This window comes from Pseudomonas sp. PDM02 (genome assembly GCF_014852285.1).
In the GTDB taxonomy this organism is placed as follows: Bacteria; Pseudomonadota; Gammaproteobacteria; order Pseudomonadales; family Pseudomonadaceae; genus Aquipseudomonas; species Aquipseudomonas migulae.
Genome location: NZ_JACVBL010000002.1, coordinates 596,036 through 609,667 on the forward strand (window position 1 = coordinate 596,036; position 13,632 = coordinate 609,667).

General features: G+C 59.9%; 11 protein-coding genes. 8 read left to right on the top strand and 3 right to left on the bottom strand.

Features of this window, described 5'->3' with window-relative positions:
- Positions 1–108: 108 nt before the first annotated feature.
- The 3 genes from IB245_RS06105 to gcbA all read right to left on the bottom strand — a co-directional run bounded on the left by IB245_RS06105 (position 109) and on the right by gcbA (position 5,687).
- Positions 109–1,848 carry a protein-disulfide reductase DsbD gene (locus tag IB245_RS06105; RefSeq protein ID WP_192226974.1) on the bottom strand — a complete coding sequence of 580 codons (1,740 nt, stop codon included), beginning with the start codon at positions 1,846–1,848 and terminating at the stop codon, positions 109–111.
- A 169-nt stretch (positions 1,849–2,017) separates the two neighbouring features.
- On the bottom strand, positions 2,018–3,964 hold the full coding sequence (locus IB245_RS06110) for a methyl-accepting chemotaxis protein (RefSeq protein ID WP_192226975.1): 1,947 nt from the start codon (positions 3,962–3,964) through the stop codon (positions 2,018–2,020).
- A 52-nt stretch (positions 3,965–4,016) separates the two neighbouring features.
- Positions 4,017–5,687, bottom strand: coding sequence for a diguanylate cyclase GcbA (gene gcbA / locus IB245_RS06115; protein ID WP_008031270.1), 1,671 nt, complete (start codon positions 5,685–5,687; stop codon positions 4,017–4,019).
- A gap of 317 nt (positions 5,688–6,004) precedes the next feature.
- On the opposite strand from gcbA, the gene IB245_RS06120 reads away from it, so the two are divergent.
- The 8 genes from IB245_RS06120 to speA all read left to right on the top strand — a co-directional run bounded on the left by IB245_RS06120 (position 6,005) and on the right by speA (position 13,419).
- Positions 6,005–7,156 (top strand): DUF2515 family protein, encoded by a 1,152-nt coding sequence (locus tag IB245_RS06120; RefSeq protein WP_192226976.1) that lies wholly within the window; start codon positions 6,005–6,007, stop codon positions 7,154–7,156.
- The gene (locus IB245_RS06125) at positions 7,153–7,884 is read left to right on the top strand and encodes a hypothetical protein (RefSeq protein ID WP_225609802.1); all 732 of its coding nucleotides are present in this window, start codon (positions 7,153–7,155) and stop codon (positions 7,882–7,884) included. The genes IB245_RS06120 and IB245_RS06125 overlap by 4 nt, the downstream gene beginning before the upstream one ends.
- Positions 7,863–8,369, top strand: a complete 507-nt coding sequence (locus tag IB245_RS06130) for an Hcp family type VI secretion system effector (RefSeq protein ID WP_192226977.1) — start codon at positions 7,863–7,865, stop codon at positions 8,367–8,369. The genes IB245_RS06125 and IB245_RS06130 overlap by 22 nt, the downstream gene beginning before the upstream one ends.
- Positions 8,366–8,842 (top strand): hypothetical protein, encoded by a 477-nt coding sequence (locus IB245_RS06135; RefSeq protein WP_192226978.1) that lies wholly within the window; start codon positions 8,366–8,368, stop codon positions 8,840–8,842. The genes IB245_RS06130 and IB245_RS06135 overlap by 4 nt, the downstream gene beginning before the upstream one ends.
- A gap of 153 nt (positions 8,843–8,995) precedes the next feature.
- The gene (locus IB245_RS06140; RefSeq protein WP_008031276.1) at positions 8,996–10,063 is read left to right on the top strand and encodes a DUF2333 family protein; all 1,068 of its coding nucleotides are present in this window, start codon (positions 8,996–8,998) and stop codon (positions 10,061–10,063) included.
- Positions 10,064–10,066: 3 nt separating this feature from the next.
- On the top strand, positions 10,067–10,624 hold the full coding sequence (locus IB245_RS06145) for an NUDIX hydrolase (RefSeq protein WP_192226979.1): 558 nt from the start codon (positions 10,067–10,069) through the stop codon (positions 10,622–10,624).
- Positions 10,625–10,915: 291 nt separating this feature from the next.
- Entirely contained in the window at positions 10,916–11,287 is a 372-nt protein-coding gene (locus IB245_RS06150) for a translation initiation factor Sui1 (protein WP_008031278.1), read from the top strand.
- A 218-nt stretch (positions 11,288–11,505) separates the two neighbouring features.
- Entirely contained in the window at positions 11,506–13,419 is a 1,914-nt protein-coding gene (gene speA, locus IB245_RS06155) for an arginine decarboxylase (protein ID WP_192226980.1), read from the top strand.
- The last annotated feature ends 213 nt before the right edge of the window (positions 13,420–13,632 follow it).

The following is a 13,632-nucleotide window of genomic DNA, read 5'->3' on the forward strand; positions in this document are numbered from 1 at the left end:
GCATTTGTCAGAACCCGGCGACTATGCCGCAAAGCCTTTGTGACTGTCCAGTTCTATGCAATAGCCAGCACGATGGCCGATGTTTGCGCGAAATATGTGACCGGGTGATTAAATCCGGTCATTTGCTTTGGATACACGTTCGGCGAAGTCCGTGGCGCTGATTTCGCCGATCACTCGTACATCGGCGCGTTCGACACCGTCCTTGCCGAAAAACATCAGCGCCGGTGGGCCGAATAGTGTGTAGCGGTCGAGGAGGGCGCGTTGCTCGGCGTTGCTGGCGGTGATGTCGAAGCGAATCAGCCGATAACCCTTGAGGCGTTCGACGACCTGCGCGTCGTTAAGCACTTTGTGTTCGATGACTTTGCAGCTGATGCACCAGTCGGCGTACCAGTCGAGCAGCAGTGGCGTACCGGAGGATTTGGCTTCGGCGAGGACGCGATCGAGTTCGGCCGGAGTCGTGACGGTTTGCCAGTCGCTGGTGTTCTGCGATTGCTCGTTGCTGCTGACGACACGCGGCTGGCCGATTGGGTTGAACGGATCGGTCTGGCCACTGAAGGCGCCATACCAGCAGGCCAGTGCATAAAACAGCAGGAACATTCCGAGTAACTGGCCCAGGCGTTTTCGCGGAGGTTTGTAGACGAACTCCAGCGCGCCCATGAACAAGCCGACACCGCCGGCCAGCAAACCGATCAGCAACAAAGTGATCTGCCCCGGCAGCACGCGACTGAGCAGACCGATCGCCAGACCCAGCAACAACACGCCAATCGCGTTTTTCACGTAGACCAGCCATGGCCCGCTTTTCGGCAGCCAGGCGGCGCCACCAGTGGCCACCAGCAACAGCGGTGCCCCCATGCCGAGGCCGAGCATGAACAGTTTCAAGCCGCCGCCCAACGCATCGCCACTGGCGCTGATGTACAGCAGCGCCCCGGCCAGCGGTGCCGAGACGCAGGGTGAAACCAACAGGCTGGAAACCACGCCCAGCACCGCCGCGCCCCACAACGAACCGCCTTCGGTGCGCCCGGCGATGCGATCCAGCCGGCTGCTGATCGCGTGCGGCAACTTGAGTTCGAAGACACCGAACATCGCTAGGGCAAACAGCGCAAAAAACATTGCGAACGGCACCAGCACCCACGCCGATTGCAGCCGCGCCTGAAGGTTGAGCTGCGCGCCGAACATCCCCATCAACGCACCGAGCAGGGCGAAGCAGGCGGCCATCGGCAGCACGTAAGCGAGCGACAGGTTGAAGCCGCGCAAGCCACCCACCTGGCCACGCAACACCACGCCGGAGAGGATCGGCAGCATCGGCAGCACGCAAGGGGTGAAGGTCAGGCCAAGGCCCGCAAGGAAGAACAATGCCAGCTCCCGCCAGCTCCAACTCGTGGTGGCGCCGCCACTGCCGTCGATACTCAGGCGTTCGGTCTCGGGCGGATAGCACAGGCCTTTGTCGGCACAGCCTTGATAGGTCACCGCCAGCGTGAAGGCGCGTTGATCGCTGCGCGGCAGTTCGACATCGAGAATCCCGTGGTAAACCTCGACGTCGCCGAAGTACTCATCGTGTTTCTGCTCGCCTTTGGGCAGCTGTGCCGGGCCGACTACGATCTCGGCAGGGTCGGCGCGAAACTGAAAGCGATGGCGGTAGAGGTAATAACCCTCGGTGGCGACAAAACGCAGCTTGATCGATTGTGGCGTGCTGTCTATCAGGCTCAGTTGAAAGGCTTCGCGCACCGGCAGGAAGTCGGCGCTGTTGTTGATCGAGCCCAGGGTGGAACTGGGTCGACTCTCCAGCAAACCGGCGGCGGTGGCCGGCAGGGCGAGCACTAAAAGCAGCAGGCAGAGCAAACGGCGCATGACGATCTCGCGTATCGGAATTGGGGGCATGATAGCGGACAGTTGCACGGATTGCCCCGCCCCTGTAAGAGCGAGGCTTGCCCGCGAAGAACGATGACACGGTTCGCCTGATAAACCGTGTCGTTTGGTTCGCGGGCAAGCCTCGCTCCTACAGGTATGTGGCGGTCTGTCAGACGCGGAATGCCTGAACGGCCGTATGCAACCGCCCGCCCAACACCAACAAATGCTCGCCTTGCTCACGCCCCTCACCGATACGCAGCAAGTTATCCCCGCCCAATTGGTGAATCCGCTCACTGTGATCGCGGATTTCGCTGACGGCTCCGCTCTGCTGAGCCGTGACATCGGCAATGCGTACGGCGGTGTCGGAAATCGTCTGGATCGCCCCGACGATTTTATCCAGCGCGCCATCAGCCGCCTGGGCCTGGTTGGCCGTCGCCTCCGCGTGTTCAACCTGCGCGCGCATGCCTTCCACCGACTCTCGGGCCGCTGTCTGCAGCCCGGCGATCAAGTTCTGGATCTCCGCCGTAGCGCCTGCGGTGCGCTGCGCCAATGACCGAACCTCTTCCGCCACGACGGCAAACCCGCGTCCCATTTCCCCGGCGCGGGCCGCTTCGATGGCGGCGTTCAGGGCCAGCAGGTTGGTCTGGTCGGCAATCGAGCGGATCACCGTCAGCACGCCGCCGATGGTGGCGGACTCCTCGGCCAGGTGTTCGATCATCTGTGCATTGCTTTGTACTTCGCCCACCAGCGCATGCAGCCCGGTGAGGCTCAATCCGATGACTTTCTGTCCATGTTCCACCGCCAATCCAGCATGGCGGCTGGCGTCGGCAGCCTGGCTGGCATCGCCGGCGACTTGTTGAATGGTCGCTTCCAGTTCACCGAGGGAGTCGCGGATCAGCGCGGTGTCACCCGCCTGATGTTCGGCGCCGCTGTGCAAATCATTGCTCAACTCGGCCAGGGTGCGGCTGCTGCCGGCAACCTGCTCGGCGTTGAGGCGAATGGTTCCGACCAGATCGACGAGGTAGGCGCGCAGTCGATTGAGCGAGGCCTGGATGTCATGCAGTTCGCGATTGGTCTTGCCCAATTCGATGTCGCGGCTGAAGTCGCCTTCGGCCCAGGTCGAGAGTGCCGGCGCGAGGTTGGTCAGCGTCCGGGCCAGGCGCCGCTGCAGGGTGTCGATGAGTAATGCGATCAGCAGAATCAGGCCGATCATCACCCCTTGCATCAGCCGCACTTCGCTCTGGATCTGCCCGTGCTGGGCACGGACTACCGGTTCCAGCCCGGCGATGGACTGTTGCACGGCAGCGATTTTCTGGTGCGTCGCGGCGCTGAGGTCGGCGCGTTTCTGGATCTGCTCGCGGGTTCGCGCCAGCTCTGCGGGATAGCGCGTGAGCAGGCTGTTGAGCTCGCGTTTGAGGCCGACGCCGGCATCTTCCGCAACGGTTTTTTCGGTGTTCTCCAGGCCCATCATTGCAGCGAAATCGTTGGTGCCCGATTCACTTTTACTGGTCACGCCCAAGAGCGGCAAGGCGTTCAGAAGATCGGCTTGCGTGCGGATGTTGGTGACTTCGCGCTCGACATCGGCGGCCAGTTCGCTGCGGCCGCTGCTGACCAGTTTGTCCCGCGCCAAAGAGAGTTTGCCCAGGTGTTGGGAGGCCGCGAGCAATGGCGTCAGATAGTTCGCGTTGCTGCTGGCGTATTGACTCAACTGGTCGAGGCTGGCGCCGAGTTCGCGTTCGGCTTGCAGCAACAGCGCCTGAGGATCGCCCGCGAGTTTGCCGGCGGCCAGCAGGTCGGTTTTGCTGAATTCATCCAGGTTCGACAGGCTCGGACGCAAGCTGTCGGCCAGCGTCGGCGGTAACTCGGTGAGTTCCTTTTGCAGGCCGTCGATGGCTTGGCTGGCGCTGCTCAGGCGCAAGGCATCGCCGCTGGCCAGGTAGTCCTCGATGTTGCGCGCCACTTCATTCTGAAATTGCTGGGACAACCCGAGGTAGCGCTCCATCAATAGATAGGGGCGCTCCAGGGCTTTTTGCGACCACCAAAGCGTGGCGCCGAGGGCCACGCACACGGCGACTAGAAGGAGGGTGTTGAGATTGGTCAGCAGCTTCAGACGCATCAAGGGACTACCAACGGCGAAATGGTAAGTGCCTGAAGTTATTGCGTTTCTGTTACAGGGTTATGACTGAATGGGTCGATTCCGATGAAAAAGTGGCACTTTGCTTTGACGTCCGTGCGGCTTGTACGCGGTTGCGTCCGGCATGCTTGGCACGGTACAGCGCCTCGTCCGCCTGGCTGGCCATCATCAGGCCGTCGGAGTCTTCACACAGCTCGACCACCCCGGCGCTGAACGTGCACCAGAGGTCCTGGGGCTGAGCGGGGTAATGGATTTCGGCGAAGCGCTGACGGATTTCGTCGAGGACTTTGCAGGCCGCTTCGATATCGGTGTCCGGCATGACGATGGCAAATTCTTCGCCGCCGTAGCGGCCGATGAAATCGGTCTTGCGCAATCGTTGCTTGAGGAACAGCGCCAGGCTCTTGATCACACGATCGCCCATGGGGTGGCCGTGGCTGTCGTTGACCCGTTTGAAGTGGTCGATGTCGAGCATCGCAAAGCTCAGCGGCTTGCTCTCGCGGCGGGCGCGGAAGCTGCAGTCTTCGAGCAATTGCAGAATGTGTGTGTGGTTGTACAGCCCGGTGAGGCTGTCGCGGACCATCCGCGCTTTCAGATTGCGCGCCCGCGCCGCGCGGTTGCGCACGGTGGTGATCAGGTGCCGGGGCTTGATCGGTTTGGTCAGGAAGTCGTCGCCGCCCTCGCTCATGGCGTCGAGCTGCTTGTCCAGATCGTCTTCGGCCGACAGGTAAATGATCGGCACGCTGACATAGCGGTCATTGTGGCGGATCACTTTGGCCAGTTCCGTACCGGTGCAGGCCGGCATGTACATGTCGAGAATGATCAGGTCGGGCTGGAAATCCGCCAGTTCGGCCATGGCCTGGATCGGCTCGATCAAGGTGCGCGTGACGATCCCGGCGCTGTTGAGCAGGCGCTCGGTGTGCAAGGCCTGTGCGCGGGAATCGTCGATGATCAGCACTTTATAAGGTTCGTACTGTGCGACGCAGGTCAGGACTTCGATTTTCTCCAGCAGGCTCGAGGCTTCGAGGGTGCCGGTGAGAAACTCCTGGCCACCGGCACGCACGGCGGCGAGGCGGGTCGGGGTGTCGGTTTCGAGCAGGCTGAAAAACAGCAGCGGCAACGGTTCATCCAGACCGACCTGGGCTTCGGCGGCCAGTTTCAGGCCGACGCCGGGGCCGCTGAAGTCCACGTCCATGACAATCGCGGCAGGCAAACGCTCGACCATCGAGGAGCGAAACGCCGACACGCTGTCGAGGGACTGGGCGCTGAGGCCGAAAAATTCCAGTTGTTTGGCCAGTCGCTCGGCACGGTCGTGATCCTGCAGCATCACGTAGATCGGCTTGCGCAACGGCGGCAGGAAGGTTTGTTCGAGCTGATCGCCATGGCGCAGGCCGGTGCGCGACAGACGCTGCATCAAGCGATTGAGGTCAGTGATCAGGCCGCTGCTGAGGCGTCCGCGATTGGCGTCGACAGCCTCCAGCGACTGGCCGATGTGGCGTGCCAGCTGCGTGTGTTCCGGTTGTTCGAAGCGCTCGGCGAAACGCAGCAGGCGCAGGTTGGCTTCACTCAATTCCGATAAGTCGGTGGTGGACCACTCACTGCGTTGCAGGCGCTGCCAGATCTCAAGAATTTGACGTGCCTGATGAATTACCCGCTGGGCAAAGTGGTGCTTGAGGCGCTCACGGCTGGGGTCTTCTGGCTCGGTCATATCCTGACTACTAGTTAGGGTGCATGCTGAGATCGACTGGTGGCTCTATGCTAGCACCTCTTTTCAGTCGCATGAGTGTCGTATGTCAATAATCTGCAATGTGACGTCATTCAGTTTCTGACTGGCGGGTCTGAAAATGTGTGTCGGTGATCTGACATTACCCATGATCAGGGCCTCTCCTGCCTGTTTTCGCGAATCGTCTGTTTCATCCCGGCGAGCGATACTTGTCAGGGAGTTCTGATTTTTCGCCGGCAGACTTGAACCGGATTTTCGGCTGGTAGGGTGTCAGGGAAACCCTTAGATGCCATCGGCCCATCATGACCCAGTGTTTCAAAGAACATCCCAGCGACGAGCAGCGCCTGAATCACAACAGCACGCCCGTTGCTGATTGTGAATGCAAAGAGGAACTGCTCTATGGGAGCAAGACGTTTGTTACCGACGTCCCGATTCTGACGTGCGCGTGCCTATGGCGACACTACCAGCGGGAGGCGGAGGGCATCGTCGCACCTGGAGGGGTATTGATTGCCGACCCTGTTGAGCGCAACCGCGCTATCAATGCTGCGTACGCGCGACTCTGGTTGCACGATTCCAGGTTTCAGTGGGCCGGGCTGGCGGCGTTTGCCTCCAAGCAGGTTGGCTGCGGATTGCTGCATGCGGCGGACAGCATCGATCTCATCCGCGATGAGCATGAGTCGCGGGAGCGTATGCGTGACAGCCGCCGAGAGCATGGTTTGCTGACGCCTGACAGGATGGCCGGGCAGGCGCAAGAGTTGCGTGACTATAAGGAAGCGGATGCGCGCAATCCGGTGTCCTCTTTGGATTTTCATTCAACGGGTGAGGAACTGTCGCTGGTGCAGCAGCAGTTCAGGCATGTGCACGACATGATGGCGCTGGGGAACACCACGCTGTTTCTGGATGTTTTTCCGTTGCATGAGTTTTATGCGAAACGGGGTTTGAGGGAGTTGAAGAAGTGCCTGGACGCCCGGAAGAGAATTTACGGGCATCCGAAGTTCCCGGTGTTGTGGCCAGCGGGGGAGGAAACGCTGAAGTTCGGGGTGGCTCACTTCGAAATTTTGCTGGGCTTTGAGGCGATAGAGGACGGAGACATCGCCGCAAGTGTTGAGCATTTGGCGCGGCATGAGCAGAACAATATCCTCCAGCCGACGATTTACCAGAACCGTCAATTGGTGGCGTTGCTGCGTGCCAACCACGCTTCCTACGTCACGGGGTTTCCTTCAGGCGTTGCGCAGGCAATTGAGTTGACGCTTACCAGTCAATGCCAACGTGTCGAGGATGGGCGCACCATCGATTTTGGCGACAACCCGTTGGCGGACTTGTCCGACATCAAGCAGCGAATGGCATTCGTGCTGCAGGCCGCCGCACGTTTTGACCAGATGCTCGGTGACCACAACCGTTATGCATTGGAGCAGTCGATCAACGAGATCGCAGCAAGCGGTAGTAGTCAATGACTCTTCGACCACATTGGTTCGGCTGGCGCTGCGGCGCCTATCTTCTTGTCCTGGCTGTCCTGACGTGGGCCTCCATTCAGCAACTGACGCAACCTCTCTGGGATGAACCCGAAATCGTCTTGGAAATAGGCGGGACGTATGAAGATCTACGCAGAAAATCTTCAGCGCCCTTTAGTCCGGAGATACGCGGACATATCTGGTCCGGTATCCCCATGACCGATGCGAAATTGCGGTTCGTCGACCCGCAATTTGGGTTCACCACTCCCGCCGCGCGCTTCTTTAGTGTCGGATTTGACGACAACATCATTTTCGGTATCCGCATGTCCCCGCAGATCGAGCCACTACTGCTCGATGATGCCCTGGAAGTAGCGCTGGATTTACAAGACCAGTGGCGCGGGGGGGGATGGAGGGTGGCCGGTAGGACACGCTATCCACCCTTTGCCGACACGCCTGAATGGCGAGCGCAGCTGCGAGACATAGGAGGCTCGGTTTACTGGAAGGCCGGCAAAAAATATCAAGTCTTGATGTACGTCCACCGTTTCAAATACGACCAACGGCCTGATGAAGAGCGCTACCTCATCACACTGTCGATCAGCAAACCGTGGACGCCTTTCGCAGAAGATGGGGATGAAGACGCTCTAATCGAATTGGATCAATCCATCCCGCTCACCCCCTTGTTTCCCAAAAAAACCAAAGGAGCCCCACCATGCCAACCCCCGCCTTCATGACCCTCCACGGCGAACACCAAGGCCTGATCAGCGCTGGTGCTTTTACTGAGGCGTCGGTGGGCAACATCTATCAAAAGGGGCGTGAGGACCAAATCATGATCCAGGCCCTGAGCCACGGGATCTTCGTACCGAAAGGGTCGGGCGCAGGTCGTCGGATGCACAAGCCCTTGATCGTCACCAAGGCCATCGACAAAGCGACACCGCTGATCAACAACGCTTTATGTTCTGGAGAGTTGCTAAAAATATGCCGCGTCGAGTGGTATCGCACCTCGGCTCAGGGAACCCAGGAACACTTTTATACGATGGAACTGGAAGACGCGGTCATCATCGGTGCCGAAGTGCTTATGCCGCATTGCCAGGATCCCGGTACCGCTCACCTCACTCAAGTGGAGAAAGTCCATTTCAGTTACCGGCGCATCAATTGGCGGCATGAAGTCAGTCGAACCATGGGTTCCGATGAGTGGAGCACTGAGGTGCCGGGATGAGATTGGTCAACGAGCTCGATCTGTCAGAGTGGGAGCGTCAACATGCCTGGCCCAGTGAACAAGCGCTGGAGCTTGTGCGCCAGGCGCTGCAAGATCGGCAGCTTATCGATGGAATGGACGAGTTGCGTGCCGGCCTGCTGATCGATATCGAGAGCGAGGTGCTCGACCCGATCGAGCGTGGAGAATGGCGGTTGGTCAGGCCTGAAGCCGATTACGCTGATTGGGTAATGCCGGAGCGGACGTTTGATCCGAAGGTAATGGAGCTGATGCAAAACCCGCCTGTCCAGCCGTCGAGAACGCCAAGAGTCTTTCGCCTCCTGGACAGCGCAACCGGTGAGCCGCTGGCGCTGCATGACTACATTGCGACGGTGGATGGGGACACGGCGCCACGCAGGACCGACGGCAAGGGCATCGCTCATCTGTTTACATCAACGGGGTGGCAGCAAATTTCAATGAAGGTCATTGGCGTTTAACCCTGGCAGGGCGACTAGAATTCATCGGCGCACGGTTGTCACAGACCTGACGCTAATTTCTGCGGATAACCCGACGACGGGTGCCGGGCAAAGGCACGTTGTTGTATGGTTGTGGTCGAACCGATGAACTCAAGTGATTGAAAGGATATCGCCATGCTGGACTGGAAGAACCGCGCGGGCAGCGCGCCTGAACGTGCCGCTGAACCGAAATCGGCTACCCGCAGTTACATCGGTGGCCTTTTGTTCAGTCGGGCGCTGGCCACGCTGATCGGCCTCTATCTGATTGTGGCCTTTGTGCTTGGCTGGTACTGGAGCCAGGAGCCGGCGCTGTTCCCGGTACAACAGAATGCTCAAGTGGCGGCCGAGAAAGAAGGCAAGCAAATGGTCATCGGCTACACCACGGTCGAAACACTCAAGACCGTCGCCGATACCTTGCTGACCAAACCGGGCGGCTACATCTCCAACGACCGTTTCCCGCCGGGCCTGTGGATGGACAACACGCCGAGCTGGGAATATGGCGTGCTGGTCCAGGTCCGCGATCTGACGCGGGCGTTGCGCAAAGACTTTGCCCGTTCGCAGTCGCAATCGGCCGAAGACGCCGATCTGGCGAAAGCCGAGCCGCGTTTCAACTTCGACAATAAAAGCTGGGTGCTGCCCTCCAGCGAGTCCGAGTATCAGGAAGGCATCAATTCCCTGAGCCGCTATCAGGCGCGCCTGTCCGACCCGTTGCAGAAAAACGCGCTGTTTTATGCTCGCGCCGACAACCTGAACAACTGGCTGGGCGATGTGGGCACTCGTTTGGGTTCGCTGTCGCAACGCCTGTCGGCCAGCGTTGGCCGGGTCAAACTGAACACCGCGCTGAAGACCGAAGTGGTCGCGCCGGGTCAGGTGCCACAGGTTGACGAGGAAATCGTCGAAACCCCGTGGATGCAGATCGACAACGTGTTCTATGAAGCTCGCGGTCAGGCCTGGGCCTTGTCCCACTTGCTGCGTGCCATCGAAGTCGACTTCGCCGATGTGCTGGCGAAGAAGAACGCGACCGTCAGCGTGCGCCAGATCATTCGTGAACTGGAAGCGTCGCAGGAACCGGTCTGGAGCCCGATGATTCTCAACGGTAGCGGCTTCGGCGTACTGGCCAACCACTCGCTGGTCATGGCCAATTACATTTCCCGGGCCAACGCCGCAGTGATCGATTTGCGTCAACTGCTCAATCAGGGCTGAGTCATGGTCGATAACGCCAGAGAGGCCGCCCACCGCGCGGCCTCGGATGCCGAACAGATCGCCTGGGTCGACGAGCAGGACAACCTGCTCGGCGCTCTGGTCCGCTCGGACCTGCGCGAGCGCGGGCTGATCGGGCGCGGCACCTACATCATGCTGTTCAATTCGGCAGGCGAACTCTGCGTTCACCGGCGCACCCTGAGCAAAGCGATTTATCCGGGGTACTGGGACGTGGCGGCGGGGGGCATGGTGCTCGCCAGCGAAACCTACGCCGAATCGGCTGCCCGCGAGCTTGAAGAAGAGTTGGGTGTGAGCGGGGTGGAACTCACTGCCCATGACCATTTTTTCTTCGAAGACACCGGCAATCGTTTGTGGTGTTCGGCGTTTTCGGCGGTGTGGGACGGCCCGTTGATCCTGCAACCGGAAGAGGTGCTCGAAGCGCGCTTTTTGCCAATCGATGAAGTGCTTCGGGAAATCGACGAAAAGCCTTACTGCCCGGACTCTCTGGCCGCGTTGAAGCGCTATCTCCGGGCTCGTGGCGAGGACGTCGCAAAAGAGGCATAAATTGGCGCCGATTGGCTCTTAGCAAGTCGGCTTTTTGCCGTTACACTGCGCGACCTTTTCAAGCTGAACCGTATTGCTCTTTGTAGGAGCGAAGCTTGCTCGCGATGGACGTTAACGATAACGCGTGCATCCAGATTGTACGCATCGTCCTTGCGTTCTTCGCGAGCAAGCTTCGCTCCTACAGGGTTGTTTCGGTTCAGTAGCGCTGCCCCTGCCTGAGTGGGGCTTCGCGGTCGATGGCACCTGCCCAGGTTGCCGCGACCAGTCTTTGTCCTCCCAAGAGGATTGCCGGTGGCCAAAAAAGCCGCATCCTTCGCCGCCCTTGGTGGCCTGGTATTTTCCACCGACGCAGGTCGTCATTGCCCGGATTGCAGTAAGCCGGTGGACGCCTGTATCTGCAAACAGACCGTTATCCCGGCCGGCGACGGCATCGCTCGCGTGCGTCGCGAAAGCAAGGGCCGTGGCGGCAAGACGGTGACCACCATCACCGGCGTGCCGTTGGCTGAAGACGCGCTCAAGGACCTGGCCACCACGTTGAAGAAACGCTGTGGCACCGGTGGGGCGTTGAAAGACGGAATCATTGAGATCCAGGGCGATCATGTCGAGCTGCTGTTGGGCGAGCTGATCAAACTCGGTTTCAAGGCAAAGAAGTCCGGCGGCTAGCAGCCTCTGTGAAAACCACCCTCGGCTTGACCCGGTCCCGGTTTCCTTCTGGCCTGGCGTCGCCTACATGGTTTTCACAGAGCCTGTTCTGACCGGTTTCTAAACTCACTGCGGTCAGCGAGGTCTATCCCCTCGTTGACGAACCGTCATTTTCATCCTTTAGACTGCGCCGGCCTGAACCCAGGCGACGCTCTATGACTTCTTTATAGGGGACTTCAATGTCCGTACGACGCACACGCAAAGACGATGGCAGCCAATGGACAGTTGCGGACAGCCGCAGTGTTTACGGGATTCGCCATTGGGGGGCCGGGTATTTCGCGATCAATGACGCCGGTCGCGTCGAGGTTCGTCCGAACGGTCCGGCCAGTTCGCCTATCGACCTGTTCGAGCAAGTCGACCAGCTGCGTAAAAGTGGCTTGTCCTTGCCTCTGCTGGTGCGTTTCCCGGACATTCTGCAAGACCGCGTGCGTCAGCTGACCGGCGCCTTCGATGCCAACATCGAGCGCCTGGAATACCAGAGCAAGTACACCGCGCTGTACCCGATCAAGGTTAACCAGCAAGAAGCGGTGATCGAAAACATCATCGCCACGCAGAACGTGTCCATCGGCCTGGAAGCTGGCTCCAAGCCTGAGCTGCTGGCCGTGCTGGCACTGGCGCCGAAGGGCGGCACCATCGTGTGCAACGGTTACAAGGACCGCGAGTTCATTCGACTGGCGCTGATGGGCCAGAAGCTTGGCCACAACGTGTTCATCGTGATCGAGAAAGAATCCGAAGTCGGCCTGGTGATCGAAGAAGCCGCCTCGCTGAAGGTCAAGCCGCAGGTCGGCTTGCGCGTGCGCCTGTCGTCCCTGGCTTCGAGCAAGTGGGCGGACACCGGTGGCGAGAAATCCAAGTTCGGTCTGTCGGCGGCGCAACTGCTGTCGGTGGTCGAGCGTTTCCGCGCGGCGGGTCTGGACCAGGGCATTCGTCTGCTGCACTTCCACATGGGCTCGCAGATCGCCAACCTGGCGGACTACCAGCATGGTTTCAAGGAAGCGATTCGTTACTACGGCGAACTGCGCAACCTCGGCCTGCCGGTTGACCACATCGACGTCGGTGGTGGTCTGGGCGTCGACTACGACGGCACGCACTCGCGTAACGCCAGTTCGATCAACTACGACATGGATGATTACGCCGGTGTCGTGGTCGGGATGCTCAAAGAGTTCTGCGACGCGCAGAGCCTGCCGCACCCGAACATTTTCTCCGAAAGCGGCCGTTCCCTGACCGCCCACCACGCCATGCTGGTGGTGCAAGTCACCGACGTTGAAAAACACAACGACGACGTGCCGAAGATCGACAACAAGGAAGAGCTGCCGGAAACCGTGCAGTGGCTGGTTGACCTGCTCGGCCCGACCGACATCGAAATGGTCACCGAAACCTACTGGCGCGCCACTCACTACATGAGCGACGTGGCCACCCAGTACGCCGACGGCAAGCTGACCCTGGCGCAAAAAGCCCTGGCCGAGCAATGCTACTTCGCCGTGTGCCGTCGCCTGCACAACTCGTTGAAGGCGCGTCAGCGTTCGCACCGTCAGGTGCTCGACGAACTCAACGACAAGCTGGCCGACAAGTACATCTGCAACTTCTCGGTATTCCAGAGCCTGCCGGACACCTGGGCCATCGGCCAGGTCCTGCCGATCCTGCCGCTGCACCGTCTCGACGAAGAGCCGCTGCGCCGCGCGGTGCTGCAAGACCTGACCTGTGACTCCGACGGCAAGATCAAGCAATACGTCGACGAGCAGAGCATCGAGACCAGCCTGCCCGTGCACGCTCTGAATGAGGGCGAAGACTACCTGCTGGGGATCTTCCTGGTCGGCGCTTACCAGGAAATTCTTGGCGACATGCACAACCTGTTCGGTGACACCGACTCGGTGAACATCTACCAGAATGCCGACGGCAGCGTGTACCACGCGGGTATCGAAACCCACGACACCATCGAAGACATGCTGCGTTACGTGCATTTGTCGCCGGAAGAGCTGATGACCCACTACCGCGACAAGTGCGCCAGTGCGCGCATCACCGCGGCCGAGCGCACCCAGTTCCTCGACGCCCTGCGTCTGGGCCTGACCCGTTCGTCTTACCTGTCTTCCTGAGGTAAGTCGCCGTTCTCGCCAGGTTGTCTGAAAATGTTCCGCACGCTGCGGAAATTTCAGATGACCTGGTGCGGCGGTTCTCTGTTTTCAAGCGAAACGTCCCACACTCCCGGCTATCAAAGCCATATGGTCTTCTTTTCGCGTAGGCCATTTCCTAAGTTGTACTTCGGCACTCTACTCGGCCATGTCTCTCGGCGAGAATCCCCGGCCGCC